This is a genomic window from Colwellia polaris (assembly GCF_002104515.1).
Classification (GTDB): Bacteria; Pseudomonadota; Gammaproteobacteria; order Enterobacterales; family Alteromonadaceae; genus Cognaticolwellia; species Cognaticolwellia polaris.
This window is the reverse complement of record NZ_NBOE01000004.1, coordinates 43,588-61,114: the sequence shown is the minus strand read 5'-3', so window position 1 is coordinate 61,114 and position 17,527 is coordinate 43,588. Positions and strand designations below refer to the sequence as shown.

General features: G+C 36.7%; 16 protein-coding genes. 2 read left to right on the top strand and 14 right to left on the bottom strand.

Annotation, left to right across the window (positions count from 1 at the left end):
• Window positions 1-45 precede the first annotated feature (45 nt).
• From B6A32_RS08645 to B6A32_RS08615, 7 genes are all read right to left on the bottom strand, one after another.
• Window positions 46-708 carry a tetratricopeptide repeat protein gene (locus tag B6A32_RS08645; protein WP_085302979.1) on the bottom strand — a complete coding sequence of 221 codons (663 nt, stop codon included), beginning with the start codon at window positions 706-708 and terminating at the stop codon, window positions 46-48.
• Between the two features lie 3 nt (window positions 709-711).
• Window positions 712-1,563 (bottom strand): SDR family oxidoreductase, encoded by an 852-nt coding sequence (locus tag B6A32_RS08640; protein WP_085302977.1) that lies wholly within the window; start codon window positions 1,561-1,563, stop codon window positions 712-714.
• 9 nt (window positions 1,564-1,572) lie between these two features.
• A complete protein-coding gene (locus B6A32_RS08635; RefSeq protein WP_085302975.1) occupies window positions 1,573-2,244 on the bottom strand; it encodes a TenA family transcriptional regulator in 672 nt (223 codons plus the stop codon).
• Between the two features lie 10 nt (window positions 2,245-2,254).
• Window positions 2,255-3,700 (bottom strand): AMP-binding protein, encoded by a 1,446-nt coding sequence (locus B6A32_RS08630; RefSeq protein ID WP_085302973.1) that lies wholly within the window; start codon window positions 3,698-3,700, stop codon window positions 2,255-2,257.
• Entirely contained in the window at window positions 3,697-4,389 is a 693-nt protein-coding gene (locus tag B6A32_RS08625) for a thermostable hemolysin (RefSeq protein ID WP_085302971.1), read from the bottom strand. The genes B6A32_RS08630 and B6A32_RS08625 overlap by 4 nt, the downstream gene beginning before the upstream one ends.
• A gap of 132 nt (window positions 4,390-4,521) precedes the next feature.
• Entirely contained in the window at window positions 4,522-4,890 is a 369-nt protein-coding gene (locus tag B6A32_RS08620) for a hypothetical protein (RefSeq protein ID WP_085302969.1), read from the bottom strand.
• A 650-nt stretch (window positions 4,891-5,540) separates the two neighbouring features.
• The gene (locus B6A32_RS08615) at window positions 5,541-6,413 is read right to left on the bottom strand and encodes a DMT family transporter (RefSeq protein WP_085302967.1); all 873 of its coding nucleotides are present in this window, start codon (window positions 6,411-6,413) and stop codon (window positions 5,541-5,543) included.
• 146 nt (window positions 6,414-6,559) lie between these two features.
• On the opposite strand from B6A32_RS08615, the gene B6A32_RS08610 reads away from it, so the two are divergent.
• Entirely contained in the window at window positions 6,560-7,465 is a 906-nt protein-coding gene (locus B6A32_RS08610; RefSeq protein ID WP_085302965.1) for a LysR substrate-binding domain-containing protein, read from the top strand.
• Window positions 7,466-8,116: 651 nt separating this feature from the next.
• Here the strand turns inward: B6A32_RS08610 and B6A32_RS08605 are convergent.
• The 3 genes from B6A32_RS08605 to B6A32_RS08595 form a co-directional block, all read right to left on the bottom strand.
• Window positions 8,117-8,665 carry an HD domain-containing protein gene (locus B6A32_RS08605; protein ID WP_085302963.1) on the bottom strand — a complete coding sequence of 183 codons (549 nt, stop codon included), beginning with the start codon at window positions 8,663-8,665 and terminating at the stop codon, window positions 8,117-8,119.
• A gap of 66 nt (window positions 8,666-8,731) precedes the next feature.
• The gene (locus tag B6A32_RS08600) at window positions 8,732-10,135 is read right to left on the bottom strand and encodes a DEAD/DEAH box helicase (RefSeq protein ID WP_198946891.1); all 1,404 of its coding nucleotides are present in this window, start codon (window positions 10,133-10,135) and stop codon (window positions 8,732-8,734) included.
• Window positions 10,129-10,710, bottom strand: a complete 582-nt coding sequence (locus tag B6A32_RS08595) for a hypothetical protein (RefSeq protein WP_085302959.1) — start codon at window positions 10,708-10,710, stop codon at window positions 10,129-10,131. Before B6A32_RS08595 ends, B6A32_RS08600 begins: the two co-directional genes overlap by 7 nt.
• Window positions 10,711-10,866: 156 nt before the next feature.
• On the opposite strand from B6A32_RS08595, the gene B6A32_RS08590 reads away from it, so the two are divergent.
• On the top strand, window positions 10,867-11,121 hold the full coding sequence (locus B6A32_RS08590) for a helix-turn-helix domain-containing protein (RefSeq protein ID WP_085302957.1): 255 nt from the start codon (window positions 10,867-10,869) through the stop codon (window positions 11,119-11,121).
• An 18-nt stretch (window positions 11,122-11,139) separates the two neighbouring features.
• Here the strand turns inward: B6A32_RS08590 and B6A32_RS08585 are convergent, their stop codons facing one another.
• The 4 genes from B6A32_RS08585 to B6A32_RS08570 form a co-directional block, all read right to left on the bottom strand.
• Complete coding sequence (locus B6A32_RS08585; protein ID WP_085302955.1) at window positions 11,140-11,715, bottom strand: hypothetical protein; 576 nt, start codon at window positions 11,713-11,715, stop codon at window positions 11,140-11,142.
• A gap of 2 nt (window positions 11,716-11,717) precedes the next feature.
• Window positions 11,718-12,878, bottom strand: a complete 1,161-nt coding sequence (locus B6A32_RS08580) for an ankyrin repeat domain-containing protein (RefSeq protein WP_085302953.1) — start codon at window positions 12,876-12,878, stop codon at window positions 11,718-11,720.
• 48 nt (window positions 12,879-12,926) lie between these two features.
• Window positions 12,927-14,204 (bottom strand): hypothetical protein, encoded by a 1,278-nt coding sequence (locus B6A32_RS08575; protein ID WP_143327888.1) that lies wholly within the window; start codon window positions 14,202-14,204, stop codon window positions 12,927-12,929.
• A gap of 101 nt (window positions 14,205-14,305) precedes the next feature.
• Entirely contained in the window at window positions 14,306-17,521 is a 3,216-nt protein-coding gene (locus B6A32_RS08570) for a type I restriction endonuclease subunit R (RefSeq protein ID WP_085302948.1), read from the bottom strand.
• Between the last annotated feature and the right edge of the window lie 6 nt (window positions 17,522-17,527).

Here is a 17,527-nt window from a genome sequence, read left to right as displayed (position 1 = left end):
ATTAAGGAAACCTTAAGAAAACTTTTGCGTATCAATTAAATATTACTAGTGTTTTTTCAACTTCTTTTCGGCTTTATTTAAAAGCACTTCTATTTCAATGTGTCGATATTTATCAGCCAAAGGTCTTAATTCTCGGCCAGGAGCTGATTTTGCGATGATAAAATGGTTTTTGGCTTTTTCATAGTTTCGTTCGTCTAACATGAATTCACCATAAAAATAGTTGGCATCAATTCCTGTAGGGTTAATCGCTAAGGCTTTTTCTAAAAACGCTTTCGCATCATCATCATCACCAAATGCAATCGGCCATCCTGGAACCTTATGATATAAAGTCCCTAAACTGGTGTATGCTGATCCTGATAATGCTGAATCATCAATTTCAATTGCCTTTTCGAAAGATTTTTTAGCTTGTTTAGCTAACGACAATGCACCTAAACCACCTTTTGCACCAGCGTAACTAGATTGTATAATTCCTTGCCAAATCCAAGTTTCTGCACGCTCTGGATATTTTTTAACAAAGCTTTGAGCTTCTTCAGAGAGTTCATCAAATGCATCTTCTTGACTATCACCTTTCAATGTATAATTTACATTCGCCCATTCATGTTGCAAATATAACAACTTATCATCAAAGTCATTGGCGTTATTTGCCAACGAACCAAGTGAAATAAAACCACTGATCAAAAATAAGAACACCTTATTAGTCGTTTTCATTTTTTATTTCTCCTCTACTAACGATATTTCAGAAACTGATTCAGAAGTTCTGCTTTTATTAAAAAAACGCTTGATTTTATTAAGTTTCGTACTTATCGCTCTATCAACAATTTCAGGAAAGACACCATTAAACCGCGCAAAAAACTTTTCAGGCCAGCCAACAAACTTTCGTGCTTTATTACTGCGAATTAACGTCATAAACTCTTTTGCTACAAACTCAGGTGAATCACTGGCATTTCCTAATGATCTGTTCATTTCATCAACAATGTCACTGTTGATATTTGTATGTGTTGCTCTTGGAGCAAAATAAGCAACTCTTATGTTTGAGTCTGCCAATTCTCGACTCAAGGACTCAGTAAAACCATAAAGGCCAAACTTACTCGCACAGTATGCACTAAAGCCAGGATAGCCTATTGAGCCAAAAGCTGAGCCAACATTAACTATTGTTGCTTTAACCTTATTAGTATTAGTACTTTTAGACGGACTAAGCCGCTTTAAGAATTCATGTGTAAAAAGCATGGGGGAAAGTAAGTTTATATCCATTAAGTTCACTAACTCTCTTTTTGCTAAATCTTGAAAATCTGAAAAACTAGAAATACCAGCATTATTAACCAGTAACTCGATATCACCATAGTCAAACGCTTCATTAAGTATTCTATTTCGAGCATTTTCATCAGTAAGATCACCACAAACGATATGTGAGTTATATCTTAGTTCCTTTCTAATATCTGTTAACTTATCAAGATCCCTTCCTTGCAAAATCACGGTGTAACCCGCACTTGCTAATTCACGAGAGATTGCACGACCAATCCCTCCTGACGCACCAGTAACTAGGCAAATTTTTTCTTGTTTCATAATTACCTCCTATGCAGCGAATTCTTTAGCGGGTGAAATAGATAAACCTCTAAACATATCACCATATAAAATAAAGAATTTTTTGGCACTTTCTACAATTAAATCTTGCTCAGCTTTATCAGTAATTCTTTCCATTAACCCTTCAAAGAATTTTACATGTTCAATATCTAACGAGCCATGAGAACGAAGATAAGAAAAGGCTTTTGTCGGTAGATTTAATGTCTGCTTAATATTTTCAGCAGCATTGTCTGCCATTGCTATACTGGTTCCTTCAAGCACGTGAACCATGCCGAAAAAGCCTAATGGGTTTATCCTATTTACCATATCGTAAGCGTAAGAGACCATTAATTCAGTGGCTAGATTAGGCGTACTTTTTCTATGCTGTTCTTTGTCCGAACCACAATGCTCAATATCATTTAATATCCATTCTTGATGACCTAGCTCTTCTTCTATGTACTCAGCAACGGCTTCTCTGAGCCATTCCTTACTTTCAGGTAATTTGGCTCCAACAGACATAAGTAATGGCACCGTATGCTTAACGTGATGATAAGCCTCCGTTAGAAAGGCCACATAATCACTTAGTACAATATCTCCTTCGAAACATCGTTTAATGATAGGAGCAGATAGTAGGTATTCACGTTCTTGGGTTGTTTCTGTTAATAATCGTTGATAAAGGTTCATATAATTTATCCTATGCAATTGATGTATTTAGGTATGCATTTTCAATTTGAGATTTAAACTCAGTAAAAATTTCAGCCCTTTTGGGTCTGCCATTTGACGTTAGTAGCCCTTTTTCAAACGCCAGTGGTTTTTCAAGGCTAACAAATGCTCTTATTTGGGCGTAATCAGGTAGCGAGTCATTTATTTGATCAATGATGTTTTGCAATAATGCGTGTGTTGAATTTGCTATATTTGAATAAATAATCGCAGTACAAAAAGGCTTGCCATCACCAAAGACAACGGCCTGTTGGAAATAACCTGTTGAAAGAATTTCTGATTCGACCCACTCAGGGGAAATATTTCGTCCAAAAGAGTTGATCAGAATATTTTTGATTCTGCCATTGATGAAAATTGTATTTTCTTTAATACTGGCAATATCTCCTGTTTGTACGGATGTTGGATACCAAGAATTTTTATCCTCTAAATACCCTAAAAAAGTATTTCCAGTAACGACCAATTCGCCATTTTTAACATTTGCTTTTAAGTGTGGTAATAGGCTACCTGCACTGTTTATTTTGTCATGTAAAGGTGTACATAAACTCACCACAGAGCCACACTCTGACAAACCGTAACCTTGAAAAACAGGTAATAAACACTCTCTTGCTTTTACAATTAATTTATTTGAAACTTTACTACCTCCAACCGCTATAAATTTTAGTGACTTAGGTGGTGTCCAACCTTGCTCAACACCAAGTATTAAAACATGTAAAAGCTCTGGCACTAAGATTAACGAGTTAGGTTGTTGTTCACTAATACAAGCGAGTAATTGTTGAGGATTAATTAACCGACTTCCCTGAAAGCCTCTTTCATTATCACTCAGTACGATAACCGTGCCCCCGGCAATGAAAGGACTATAAATACCCGCAATATTTTCTAATAAAGTTGGAAGTGGCAAAAGGCATAAATGTCGAGGCTTCATTAGTCCTATTCTTTCAACTAAAGATATCGCAACGTTATATTGATTATCTTTACTTAAACATACACCTTTGGGCTGACCAGTAGAACCTGATGTATAAGTGACTTTAGCTGTACCTATGGGAAATTCAGCCATATCATTTTGAGCGATTTTATAGGCGATTAACGTTAAGTTATGTGATGCGTCATCACTTTCAAACGGTAGAATATTGTCACTGAAGATAACATTTGGTTTTACTGACGCTACAAGGTTATTAAATTGTTCATCAGTAAAGAATAACGGGATCGGTGTAAAAACCACCTCTGATTGTTGACATGCCAAATCAACAACTATCCAATCAATTGAGTTTTGAGCATAAATACACACAGAAGTTATTTGGCGCTCTTTAAACCATACAGATAACTTATTTACCTTATCAAATAATGCTTCATAAGATAGAGAACCAGCGCTAGATTCAATAGCGATATCGTTTTCTTTAAAATTATAAAGTAATTCTCTCATGATAATTCTCCTCGCAAGCGAGAAGTGGTTTGAACAATTTTAGGGGTTAATGCAGAGAACAAAGTAGCGTAAGTATCATTGTTTTCAATAATACTCATTACACTGGCCAATGATATTGAAACCACTTTGGGGTTAGTATGATAGTAACTTCCCCAGTCATCCGTTGATGGATTAAGTTTGTTTTGGTCGGCATCTACAATAAACCGAGTGTCTACACCTATTTTTTGTATAAGTTTTAAAACATGCTCAGTTCCTGAAAACACCATGTAGCGATAGTTATTACAAAATAAAGATACTGCTGTTACCAAAAACAAAGGCAGGGTAAATCGTTTGGCATTGCTATATAAATTACCAATTTCAGCAATTTCATCACGTGACACATTACTCGCCACATTTGATATAACATTTTCAATTGGAGTATCTAAGTATTGCTCAATGAACAAAGGATTGACGGCACTTCTTATGCCTAATGCCGCTTTGAACTGTCCATCTTTAATCGCTAGAACCCAAGGCATATTCACTGAAACACTAGCGTTATAAGACTTTTGAAATCCATTTATAATAAAGGACTCTACATCAGTTCTACCAGGTGAAGTTTTTGCAAAGACATCCAAGTCTAATGTGAAAGCAGAATCACTTTTTTTAGTAATATTTTTTCTAGAATGATTAGAAACTAAATTAAACATCATAAACCTCCTCGTTGCCTATGATGTAACTTTAATAAACCCTCCTTAAAGAAAACTTAAGGTAAGTAAATTATTTGCTAAAATATTAAATTTATTTGTTTTCAATCTAACAACCAATAAACAAAGGATAAATTATTAATCACTTATAGCGAATTCATCATCAAGGCTATTAACCTGAACATTTATCGAAAATCGATACCAATCATTTTTAAAAGCACGGCTCCGCCATAAAGCATGAGCTAAGGCTATATCAGACAACTCATCGTTTCTATCGCTAGCGACCAGTGATTTTTGACTAAAAACATAATTAAATAATTTAGCTTCTTTATCTGGTTGTAATATGGTAACGCCATTATCATTCATATAGGCAAAATTATTAGCGTATAGCATCATCGCTCGATTAGTTAAATTTTCATTGCTCAAGTCATGCCCTAACATAGGTGAATAATTTTCAATCCCCATTAGAGGTGTGATGTTGATACCAACAGCTTCCGCTTTGCACACAGACTTATCGTAAAACCTATCTAACTATGTGCCCCAAAGAGAGATAGAAAGTTATTTTTTCATACTTACAATGCCTAGTAATCTAATGTCCGCTTTGGTATTTTCTAATCAAATTATAATTTCTGACTTTATAAATTACTGATAAAATTTAGAACAATTCTATTATCTAACCCAGGGTTGATTTTCATCGGTTCAAATGTCGCTAGATAAGCCAAGGCTAATGTCAGCAATCGTATCTAAGTGAACATTAATATGACTATTTTTGAAGCCTTATTTAGGTCTGCAAAGTGGCTTGAGTTCAATCGGTGGATCAGGGTCGTAAACTTATCGTTTTTATATAAAAATTCACATTCATTCACAATTGATATTGTACCGAAAATTTTTGCACGGAATTAGATCTCAAATCCCCAAAGGGGACATTGAATCATGTAAGTTATAAATAAATTTAGAGTATTAATCCTATGGTGATTTCGCCACCAGAGCGAGATAGAAACTATAAGTTAGTGGCCAAAATCACTTGGCCACTACATAGTTATTTATTACTTTTCGGGGGGATTACCTTTGTATCTTAAAAAATTTGAGAGTAAATTTTTAAGCAGAGCAGCGAGTAAGTTCAAGTAATTCATCTCAGCACGTCTGCTCTCGAATACTTACCCTTTTATTTGTTCTTCCAATCGTTTTTTCTTTGCTTCGATCTTGGCAAACCAAATCAGAGGAATAATAATAAATGCAGTACCGATTGTCATGCTCAGATCTGGAATTTCATCAAACCACAATATGCCCACTGCAACTGCACCTAACAGGCCACTGTATTCGGCGCTGGCAATTTTACTGGCTTCAACAGCGCGGTACACCAGCACGCATATACCAGCATAAATTAAGATGAAAGTAGTGGACCCCGTAGCTGTTAGCATAGAAGCCCAATGCCAAGGTTTGTCTTCCCATAACGTTAACCCAAGCGCTGCTGGGACGCCAACGAGGTTGGTTAGCAGTAAAACTTGAAAGACATTATGATGTTTGGGCAATTTACGAATCAATATATTATTCATCGCCATCGTTAATGCTACGATCAGCGCGGCAATCGCTGCCCAGTTAATGTGTGTCGGCTTAACCACTATGAGCACGCCGATAAAGCCCAAAATTGCCACTGCAATTGAATGACGTGTTAGCTTTTCTTGAAAAAATATCATCGCTAGTGGCAGCATAAGTAAAGGTGCCGCATAGAAAATGGCATTAGCGGTGGCTAATGGCATAGCGTTGAGGGCTATAACCATAAATATAGCGCCAAATAACCAAATGTGGCCGCGTAGGACGTGCCACTTTAGACCATCGAACAGGCCATTTTTTTTACTGAAGAGGCAAAATGGTAGTAAAATTAACACTGCGCTTAATTGACGAAAAAAAACAAACTGATATACCGCACCATCTGCTGACAGCGTTTTTATCAAGGCATCTGAAAATACAGCAATCATATTGCCAATAATAAGTAACGTCATTGCTAATCCGACAGATATTTTTGGCATTTTATTTTTCCTACTACATTATAAAAAGTTTCAATTGAGATCAATCAACAATCCCTCGTCAGCTAAATGCTGAGATGGTTAGCATATTCCAATCCGTATCATGATGTATAATGATTAAAATACCATTAGCATGAGCTGAACTAATAATGAAATTACCTCCTTTACGTGCTCTGCAATGTTTTGAAGCAGTTGCGCGCATGAACAGCTTTTCAAAAGCAGCTGAATATCTTAATGTCACCCAGAGTGCCGTCAGTCATCAGGTCAGAGTACTGGAAGAGTACTTAGGTGAAAGTATGTTTAGCCGCCAGGGCCGTGTTTTTTCGTTGACTGAGGTCGGTGAGCGTTATTTTGAAGAGGTCAGCAGCTCATTGGCTAACCTCTCAAATGCCAGTCAGCTTATTCGGCATGGTAAATCCGGCAACATTCGTTTGGCGTTATACAGCTCTTTAGCGGTGAAATGGTTAATACCGAGGTTGGCGGATTTTCGCAAACAATACCCTGAAATAGATTTAACACTAAATATGGTAGCTGAGGAACCGGATTGCAACGATCAAGTCGCCGATTGTTTTATTACCGTGAATCCACCGAAACGTAACTTCGTCAATCACTTTCTCTATACTGAAAAACTCTATCCTGTTTGTGGGAAAAAGCTTTGGCAGCAGATCAGAGATAAACCTCTTCCCGAGACACTATGGCAGCAGCCATTGTTATCAGTAAAATATTCAGATTCGAATGAACACCTTGGTGAAGACTGGTTGCGTTGGTGTAAACGTGGCGGTTTTGAGTTACCTGAAGAGGTAAAAACAAGTCATTTTAGTCATGTATTACTTGCCGCTGAGGCGGCCCGCTATGATCTAGGGATCGCCCTCATTGATAATTACTTAATGACAGATCAAGACCGCCAGCATAACTTTGTCCGTATCCCAATGCATGAGCTTCTTACAGGAGATGATTTCTATTTTGTTTACAAGAATACGCGAGCCAAGCAAACCGATATTGTGAAATTAGGCAACTGGTTAAAACAGCAGTGCTTTGAACAGGAATCATCATAACTCTAAATTGGTATTAGCCAAAAAATAGGCTAATACCTTCATTGCAAATCGAGTGTGAATTACCTTTTAAATGTTTATTACCGCTTACTTATCAATAGTGCATTAATGTTGAGTTATTTCAGCTCAATATTTTGTCAATGTGGTCGTTGCAATCACTTACTAAGTAATCAAAAATGTCTGCTACTAGCAACGGACCTTAACTAGATACATTCACTTTTCCATGAAGTGATCATAAAATCTATGGCGCTAGGTGCCCCGAAGCGCCATAGAATTTAAAACCTAAAATCATATTAATCTAATGTCCGCTTTGGTATTTTCTAATCAAATTAGAATTTTTGACTTTATAGATTCCTGATGAAATTTAGAACAATTCTATTATCTAACGCAGGGCTGATTTGTCTCGGTTCAAATATCGCTAGATAAGCGAAGGCTAACGTATCAAAGTGATCATAAACTTGCCTCATTTTCAGGATTAATTTAGGTCAGCTCTTGATCGAAAAGTTCTAAAATTTGTTGGACTTATAACGAGGAGCTAAGCTGTTTTTGACCAGAGCAACAGCTCGAAAGTATGATTCTTTTTTGTTGAGTATGACACATCATTGTCACTGCACGTCAACTAGACAATATAACAATCAGTACAGAGCTGCCCGATTACAGCACTTTATGATGTAGGGTAGCGTTTAGTTTTCTGACTAAATATTCTTGATAAAGAGCTTCAGATGAAACTCTGCATAATTTTGCAACCTGATCGAGCCATAAGAAGTAGTCTGTAAGTCTCTTCTCGTCCCAATTAGCAGGTATGGCGGATACATTAGAGCAGAGATCAGCCAGCTTAATGCGTCGAATGTGGTTGGTAGCAGCAGGAAGCTTTGCTAGAACATTCTTGCGTCTTCTGCTCAATGGCAGTGATTTATCATCAGTTAACGCTTTAACCATTTCCAATGTATCAGCCCCAAATTCATTTAAGATTTTACTTTGTGAAATATCAGTGTCCTCCAAGCTGTCATGTAAGATTGCAGCACATAAAACACTCGGGGCAATATCATCCGTTAACTCCACTAACAATGACATGACTTCGATTAAGTGGTTTATGTAAGGAGATTTATCAGATTTTCGCTGTTGATCAGCATGACCTTGAGCAGCAAGCATTAAGGCTTTCGTAATAAGCTTTATATCACTTCCTCCCAATTTTTCAAGCATATTAACCACCACATGTTTAACTGTATTTACATACAGATTAGTTGATTTTTACTATATGTAAATCTCTTATCTTTTTAACATAACAAACGTTTCTATTAACTTATCTCTAAAGCAGCCAAAGGTCTGTAAGTAACTTGACTCAAGAATGTCTCTTTTCAAGTTATGTTTTTGGCTCAATGTATCTGAAGTGGCAAGTTCACCAAGTAATTTAACATCTGTTATAGGTTGAATATTATTCGATATTAGTTTTTCGGCCTTATTACTATCAGCTTTAAAAAATTCATTAGCTAGTTCATTGCTTCTTTTCAAAACACAAATATCAGGTAACTCCTGATCAATTCTATTTGCAAAAATACTCAGTTGCTCCTCAGCCAAAGTAAATAACCAAGCCTCTTGATTGTGAAATTCATTGACCCTTAATATACGACCTAACACTTGCCTAAAATAAAGCTCTGTTTTAACTCTACTTAAATGACAGCAAACTTGTAATCTCGGTATATCCGTTCCTTCGGACACCATTCCTACGCTTACAATCCATTGAGTATCATTGAAACGAAAATCATTAATTTTATCCGATGGGTTATTTTCTTTGTATGTAACTATCGTCGCCGATTGATGAAACGATTCAGTAAGTAAAAAGAATATTTGTTCAGCATGTTCTACAGAAGAAGCTACAATTAACCCAGCTGCATTAGGGTTTTGCTGCCTTATTGTAACTAACTTACTTACACCTTGAGCAATAATATAATTGATTACAGCTTCATGCATAATAAGTTCTTGGTATGAAATTGATGGACTTTTTAGTAAAGCCTTTAGTGAGTGATACGTTTTTATTTCTTGTTTTGCTGTCGTGACAGAAATTTCTTCATTATCAATTAAAACTATCTTCGGGTTACGACAAACTCCATCATTGACAGCCTGTTGCAATGAATAAATATAATTACATAAAATCTGATTATCAGGGTCACTGTAAGTTGCCAATGAAATAGGTAGTAGATCTGAGCGCCAGGGAGTGCCTGTTAATGCTAAAGTAAATGCAGCCTGTTCTTGAATATTTTTAACAATATCTTGCCCCCAAACATTCGCATCCTCTATAGAAGAGCCTGCGCAATGATGTATCTCGTCAAACACAACAAGTACTCGATTCTTTCTTAGTAGCTGCCAATAATCATCATTAAAGAATCGCATATTTTGATATGTATAAGAGCAACCGACAGAGCCAATCACGCCATCAAAATTGCAATTGAGTCGTTTCGAAAAGGAGATTTTAATACTACTTGTAACCTCAGAAGATGGTGAAAAACATATTACAAAATCTATTTTTTTTGCATCAAATAGATAGGCTGCAACCTCTGCCGCGAGCACTGTTTTACCAGAACCTGGTGTTGCTAAACAAAAAAAATGTTTATGGTTTCCATAGTAATGCTGTTTAACTTTGTTTAAGCACTCTCTTTGCCACTCCCTTAACATGATTGAAGATCCATCTCTTTTTTACCTAGCAAGTTTTGTAAAGCGTGAATTTTCCCAAGTAACTTAATAGATTTTTCTTTAGCGTGGGTGTAATGCTGCTGGAGTTGTTTGTTTAGTTTAGGGAAACGCTTTGTCAAACGTTTATACTCTTTAGCTTCTTCAAGCACTGTATTAAAGTCTATTTCATAAGAGAGGAGTTCTTTTTGCAGCTCTTCCTGATAGCAAATTGCTTTGATTACTTTGCGCGAGCCGCTAGAAGTTTTATTATAAACTTTAGCTCTCTTCGGTTTATTACCCCTAAGAACAGATTTAATTTCAACAGTAAAAAATAAGGCTGTTTTTGAATAAATAACCTCTTTATTCCCATTATCTGATTCGTTACTACGCTTTAAAAGCCCTTTTTCAACATTTCGTGTTAATTGGCGATATATAAATTTTCTAGTTTCAACTGCATCATTAAACTCTGACTGTTCATGTAATAAAACATCTCTAGCTTCAACAACAGTGAAATTATTCATCTGTTTGATTACTAATAGGAAATGCAAAAATACATTCATGTTCACTTTCTTACTCATTGCTATACCTTACAAATAACCATAAACTTAGGATACCTAAGTATACATGTTGATGTAAAAACTAGACAATCCTTTTTAACTGAGAGTTATTGAGATGAAACACCCGTGCAGGTTAAATCCTTCTTTACAGAGCGTCTTAAAGAGGCTCGAAAACAAATGAAAATAAGTCAAAAAGATTTAGGCATCAAAATGGGAATCGATCCTAGTTCTGCAAGCGGTCGCATGAACCATTATGAAACTGGACGGCATATGCCTGATCTTGCTACTTTAAAAAAATTAGCGGCAGAGCTAAATGTGCCCGTAAATTACTTTTTTTGTGAGTCTGAAGAAAGCGCTGTTTTAGCTCGCTTAATAGATAAACTTGATGATGAAGGGAAACGTAAACTTATTCAGATGCTAGAATCAGAATAATCAAAAGTAAGACACTTGTTACAAAAACGGTAGACCAATAAAAGTACCTATTAAGCCTATAGGTGAGATAGGGATTGGTAATAATGATTCCCCAATAACTTCACCGAGACCTTCATTTACCGAATCAATAGCAACATCATTGGTACCTTCGGACAATAAAGTATTTGATACTACAGTTTCTAAAGCTGCATTATCTAATCCCGAATTAATAACCATTGCTGAATCAAAACCATTTGCCACTTCGCTTGTCACAATAATTGGTACATCAGAATGTTGATCTAGCGTGGCATTAATATAACTCGTACTATCTGTTGCTTTTAATTGCATTTCTAATGCAATATCACCATCGCTCATGAGTGCAATGTCAGATATAGGGTGATTTGTAGCTTCGAACATCATGGCATCAAAACCTTGTTTATTTAAAGCGTTAACCACCTCTTGTTCAAACACTATGCCTTTGATGTTGCTAATATGGCCGACCATTGCATCTGGCTCTATATTTTCAAAGTAATCAATAATCTCACTATTATTTGAGGCTTCAAGTTCGTTGTATCCACGTCGAACAGAATCAAATACAACATCGTTTGATATCATGCCTATATACCACTATGTTCTGTTAAATAGTTTCTGATATGTCCAAAGTCTTGTTGATTAGCTAAATCCTTCGCGCTTCTTCCTAAATTATTTTTTAAATTGACGCTAGCTCCGGATTCAACCAGCAACTTAGCTATTTCTAGGTGTCCATTCTGAGCAGCAAACATTAACGCCGTGAAATCAGAATTGCCTCTATGATTTAGTGCCGCTCCGTTATCTATTAGTTTTTTACATAATTCAAATTCACCACTATAGGCTGCTCTGATCAATGGCACGGAGCCTTCTTCAGCGCTTTTATTTACATCAGCACCCGCATCAATTAATTTGATCGCTATAGTGAAGTGATCACTGTTTGTTGCCACTGATAGTAGAGGATTATTATTTTCACTTATCGCATTTGCATCAGCACCCAGAGAAAGTAACTTTTCAACTGTAGACTCGTCGCCCTTTCTGACTGTAAGAACAAGTAAGGTATTCCCTTTTTCATCTTTAACATCAGGGTTTACCCCGTCGTCTAATAGCTGATGAACAATATCTAAGTAACTGTTTTGGTAAGCTGAAAGCAACGCAGCCTCACTATATTTAGCACTAAATACCGCTCCTTTTTCTTTTAGTAACTCAACAATATCTAAGTGCTGCTTGAAATAAGCTCCTGTTACTGCATTCCATCCATCGTTATTGCATGTGTGGATATTCGCTCCATGCTTAATTAAAAACTCAACAGAAGCTTTTCTGCCCTTTATTGATGCCCAAATTAATGGCGTCCAGCCATTTTCATTTCTAATATCAACTTCTGCGCCTTTTTCTACCATTAGCTCTGCTAACTCAAAGTATTCATTCTCTAAACAAAGTAAAAGAGCACTACTTATCTTTTTCGGACGATAGTTTGGATTTGCACCTAGGTCTAAAAGTTGTTTGGCAATATCTATGAACCCTAAGTCCAAAGCTAACCTTAAAGGGTTGTGACCATCAAGATTTACGTTAAACTCTTGAGCACTAATCAGATAGTTTACTACCTTAGTAAAGCCAGAATTCAAGGCTAATTCAAAAGGGCTAAGATTATCAGCGCTTAATTCATTAACTAACGACGGGGTTTCACTAACTAATATTTTAACAGTGTTAATGTCGCCATTATGTAGTGCTTCAAAAAATTGTTCTGTCATAAATTATATCTTTTTTTAAAAAGGAAGGTTGTCCATTGCTTCACCCGATTAACCGCCTATTGAGCCAAACTCCGTATTCATTGCTTGAAGAATTTCACGAAGTTTAATGTTTAAGCCGTTATTTTTAGATTCAGCTTTACGCAGAGTTGAAAATGGGACGTAAAGTTTTGTCCTAACTCCCATCGAAATATCTACTTGAGTTCTATTTGAATTTTCTACTTCATCGTCCCATTTTGATTGCTCTTTCCAATCGAGATCAAATTTAGATACTAATTTGTCTACTTTAGCCCAATCTTTTACCCTCCACCGTCCTGCAAGTTTATCAAAAAGAGACTTATTAAATAGGCTGTAATCTTCCTTTTTTATGTTATCAAACCATGCTATACCTTTCTGCCAGCTAGAAACTCTAATGTATGGTTCACTATTAATACTAAAAGCTTCATTTCTGATAGTCATATTTTTTTTAAAAAGTAACTGTTGTGCATAATCACCTTTAAAAAGCGCATGTCCTTGCTTTTTGGTATCTCCAGCCCAAAAACAAAATTCAATAAAGATATCTTCTAGGCATATAGCGCCATTTATTTCAGAGGTCTGAATTTTTAGCTCTGTAGCCATTGCCCATTTTAATTGGAAGCTTATTCGTCGTTTAAAATCGGTAAGTTCCATTTCATTAAGAGAGCTACAAACTTCAATTAATCGTTGTTCGATATTATATTGAAGGTTTTTAGTTCGAATTGTTAATTCATTTAAACGACTAATTTGATGCCACATGGGAAAGTGCCCTTTTAGCATATCGAGGTAATCGGACGATATATGGCTAGGTTGTCCCATACTTTTATTAACATTTGTGACTTTCTCTATGAGCGCCGCAACCTTCTTCCAGGAAAAAGATTTAAAAGTCTCTTTGGCATTTTTTTTATAACTGAAAACCTGATTCTTGAGTTGAGCTAAACAATTTTCATTGGTGGGTTTAATCTCACAAATAATCACAGTGTCTGCGTACGTTATTACGAGATCAATTATTGGTGATTTGGTTAATCTTTTTTTTACTGCATCGTATTGTGCAGAAGTGTAATCATCAACAGTCATTGATACAGCAATAACTCTTTCACCTTCTAATCCATTAGAAGGAACCTGAATACCAATGTCAAAAAATGAACTATCTTGAGGCGGAATGGTAATACTGGAGTACAGTGGATCAATCTCAGCAATAAATGAGTGCAATAAAGAAGGGTCATATTTTAAGCAAAGTGCTAACCCTTTCGTTAGATTGTTTTCAAGTTTCTCTTTTGATTCGCTTTCTCCATAAAAGCGAAAAAGATTCATGTGCCTATTCATCTCATACTTCCTATTTAAGATTTAAGCTAAAAACACTTTGGCTTAGCTGTTTATTTAGCGTTGTACTGACGAATTATGGCTTCGACAACCTAGGTAGCCCAACTATCAGCTAACACTTCAGCTTGAGCTAGTATTAACTCAATAGCTTCAGATGATTTGTCAGGTGGGTATTTCCACTTACGCAGTAAACGTCTAACAAGATTTCGCATTCGGGCGCGTACACTGTCTCTTTTTTGCCAGTCGACTGTTGCAGATTTTCGTAGTTCCGCCGTTAACGCTATAGCGAGTTGCCTTAACGCATCATCGCCAAGTTCACGTACTGATTCTTCATTAACAACTAAAGCGCGGTAAAAAGCTATTTCATCTACAGATAGGTTTAATTTATCCGCCATTTCAGAATCAGCGGCCATTTCTTTCGCCCACTGTATTAATTCTTCAATAACCTGTGCGGTTTCAATGCCTCTGTTATGGTATTTCAGTAATGTTGCCATGATACGATCAGAGTATTTTTTCTCCTGCACAACATCATTTTTCATTCGCGCTTTTATTTCGTCTCTTAACAGCTTTTCAAGTAATTCAACCGCCAAATTTTTCTGAGGCATGTTTTTAACATCTTCTAAAAACTCTTCTGACAATAAACCAATGTTTGGCTTGTCTAAGCCCACCAACTTAAATATATCATCAACACCTTCAGCGACTATAGCGTTATCAATAATTTGTTTAAATGCTGAATTTCGATCTTCATCACTACGTTTTTTATCAACCTTAGTGTGTTTCATGAAGGCAGTTTTAATAGCTGAGTAAAACGCTATTTCTGTTCGATATTCACTAACAGCATCTAAGGTATTACATAAAGAAAATGCTTTAGTTAATGACGCCATTACATCTAAGAATCGGCGTTTTCCTTCACGTTCACCTTTAGTATTCGTTAATCCTGAGATGTGATTTACAGCACCTGGTAGTAGTTGTAACGCTTTAGATTCAAAGTCATCAATATAATCAAAGGTGTTACCATCGACAGGTGTAGCAAACATGCCACGAATCACATCAATTTTTTCAGCTAATACCGCAAAAGCTTCCGCAGTATCAACGGTTGGCTGACCTTTACCTTGTGAGTTAGTGTAAGTTTTTAATGCATTTTTCAATTCACTGGCAATACCAATGTAATCTACAACTAAGCCACCAGCTTTATCTTTGAATACACGGTTAACACGGGCTATAGCCTGCATTAAGTTATGGCCTTTCATCGGTTTGTCAATATACATAGTATGACAACAGGGTGCATCAAAACCAGTCAGCCACATATCACGAACAATTACTAACTGGAGTCGGTCATCAATGTCTTTAAAGCGGCTTTCAAATAGTTTTTTGGTTTTTTTGTCATGAATATGGGGTTGAAGCGCAGCTTTATCTGATGCTGAACCTGTCATAACTACTTTTATTGCGCCTTTAGCGGTATCGTCACTGTGCCAATCGGGGCGAATAGCAACAATGGCATTGTAAATATCAACACAAATATCACGGCTCATACCTACTATCATCGCTTTGCCAGGAAAGGTGCTTGTTCTTTCTTCAAAATGCGACACCAAGTCTTTGGCTATTTGTTCAATTCGGGGTTGTGAACCTACTAGTTTTTCTAATGCCGCCCATTTAGACTTAGCTTTCTCGCGCACGTTGGTTTCTTCTTCATCTTCAAGCACTTCATCAACGTCATCGTTAAGTGCTTCAATTTGCTCTTGGTTAATCTCTAATTTTGCAAGACGAGACTCATAGTAAATAGGAACTGTTGCACCATCATCAACCGCATCTTGGATGTCATAAATAGACACGTAATCACCAAATACAGCACGAGTATCTTTATCATCCATAGCAATAGGTGTGCCCGTAAAACCTATGAATGTGGCATAAGGTAAGGCGTCACGCATGTATTTTGAGTAACCATATACATATTTTTGGCTTATCACTTCACCTTCCGCATTTTTAACATCAACTAAGCGGGCTTTATTGCCGTATTGGCTACGATGAGCTTCATCAGAAGCAACAATAATATTGCCACGGTCAGATAACACAGGGTGCTCTAATTCATTAGCCAGTAATGCAAATTTTTGAATCGTGGTAAAAATAATACCGCCAGATTGGCGACTTAGTAGCAATTCACGCAATGAATCACGGTCATGAGCTTGCTGCGGCATTTGTTTCAACGTTTCTTGTGCCATACAAAAAGTATTAAATAATTGTCCGTCTAAGTCGTTACGGTCAGTCACAATAACCAAGGTGGGGTTATTCATTTCAGCTTGCTGTAAAAGCTTGCTGGCATAACACACCATAGAAATACTTTTACCGCTGCCTTGTGTATGCCACACAACACCCGCTTTACCTGAGCCAGCCTCAACCTTACTGCCGTAAGTGGCACGTCGCTCACCCACTCCTTCAGCTGAGTTAGCGGCAATCACAGTAGCTTTAACGGCTTCGCGTACTGCATGGAATTGGTGATAGCCCGCTATTTTCTTAATGATGTTGTCACCGTCACTTTCAAATAAAACAAAGTAACGAATGTAATCAAGCAGCATATCTTGATCAAAGAACCCACGTACCATAGTCTCTAGTTGAAACTCTAGTAACGGCTTGTCATCTTCATGCTTAATGGTTTTCCATGGAAGAAAACGCTCTTTACTGGCTGTGAGTGAGCCAACACGCGCGATCCAACCATCACTTACAATTAACGCTTCATTAAAAGCGAATAAGTCACTAATTTCATCTTTGTAAGTTTGCAGTTGGTTAAAAGCATTCCAAATGTCAGCATGTTCATCGGCAGGATTTTTTAACTCAATCACTGAAATTGGTAAACCATTTATAAACACCACAATATCGGGTCGTCGATTGCCTTTAGTACCCGTTATCGTAAATTGATTAACAACTAAAAATTCATTGTTGGTCGTGTTGTTAAAGTCGAACAACTGAACATGAGTATGCAAGCTACCCGTCGTTCCGTCGCTTTGTGTTCCGGTATATTCAACAGGAACGCCTTCAATAAGCCACTTATGAAATTGACGGTTACTTTTAATTAGCACTAAAGAGTCTGGTTTAGATACCGTATTAACTACACTCTCTAGTGCCGTTAAGGGTAACGTAGGATTGATAACAGATAACTGATTTAACAAACGTTGTTTGAGCACTACTTGATGATAGTCTTCACGCTCTGGTGACGAGCCATCGGGCGCAATATCATAACCACATGCAAAGCTATACCCTTGCGATTGAAACCATTCAAGGCATTGTTGTTCTAGTTGATCTTCAGTAATCATTTAACA

What these genes read in the sequence shown, in the direction of transcription:
- B6A32_RS08645 (WP_085302979.1), bottom strand. Translation starts at nt 708, where the DNA reads ATGAAAACGACTAATAAGGTGTTCTTATTTTTGATCAGTGGTTTTATT.
- B6A32_RS08640 (WP_085302977.1), bottom strand. Translation starts at nt 1,563, where the DNA reads ATGAAACAAGAAAAAATTTGCCTAGTTACTGGTGCGTCAGGAGGGATT.
- B6A32_RS08635 (WP_085302975.1), bottom strand. Translation starts at nt 2,244, where the DNA reads ATGAACCTTTATCAACGATTATTAACAGAAACAACCCAAGAACGTGAA.
- B6A32_RS08630 (WP_085302973.1), bottom strand. Translation starts at nt 3,700, where the DNA reads ATGAGAGAATTACTTTATAATTTTAAAGAAAACGATATCGCTATTGAA.
- B6A32_RS08625 (WP_085302971.1), bottom strand. Translation starts at nt 4,389, where the DNA reads ATGATGTTTAATTTAGTTTCTAATCATTCTAGAAAAAATATTACTAAA.
- B6A32_RS08615 (WP_085302967.1), bottom strand. Translation starts at nt 6,413, where the DNA reads ATGCCAAAAATATCTGTCGGATTAGCAATGACGTTACTTATTATTGGC.
- B6A32_RS08610 (WP_085302965.1), top strand. Translation starts at nt 6,560, where the DNA reads ATGAAATTACCTCCTTTACGTGCTCTGCAATGTTTTGAAGCAGTTGCG.
- B6A32_RS08605 (WP_085302963.1), bottom strand. Translation starts at nt 8,665, where the DNA reads ATGCTTGAAAAATTGGGAGGAAGTGATATAAAGCTTATTACGAAAGCC.
- B6A32_RS08600 (WP_198946891.1), bottom strand. Translation starts at nt 10,135, where the DNA reads ATGTTAAGGGAGTGGCAAAGAGAGTGCTTAAACAAAGTTAAACAGCAT.
- B6A32_RS08595 (WP_085302959.1), bottom strand. Translation starts at nt 10,710, where the DNA reads ATGAGTAAGAAAGTGAACATGAATGTATTTTTGCATTTCCTATTAGTA.
- B6A32_RS08590 (WP_085302957.1), top strand. Translation starts at nt 10,867, where the DNA reads ATGAAAATAAGTCAAAAAGATTTAGGCATCAAAATGGGAATCGATCCT.
- B6A32_RS08585 (WP_085302955.1), bottom strand. Translation starts at nt 11,715, where the DNA reads ATGATATCAAACGATGTTGTATTTGATTCTGTTCGACGTGGATACAAC.
- B6A32_RS08580 (WP_085302953.1), bottom strand. Translation starts at nt 12,878, where the DNA reads ATGACAGAACAATTTTTTGAAGCACTACATAATGGCGACATTAACACT.
- B6A32_RS08575 (WP_143327888.1), bottom strand. Translation starts at nt 14,204, where the DNA reads ATGAATCTTTTTCGCTTTTATGGAGAAAGCGAATCAAAAGAGAAACTT.
- B6A32_RS08570 (WP_085302948.1), bottom strand. Translation starts at nt 17,521, where the DNA reads ATGATTACTGAAGATCAACTAGAACAACAATGCCTTGAATGGTTTCAA.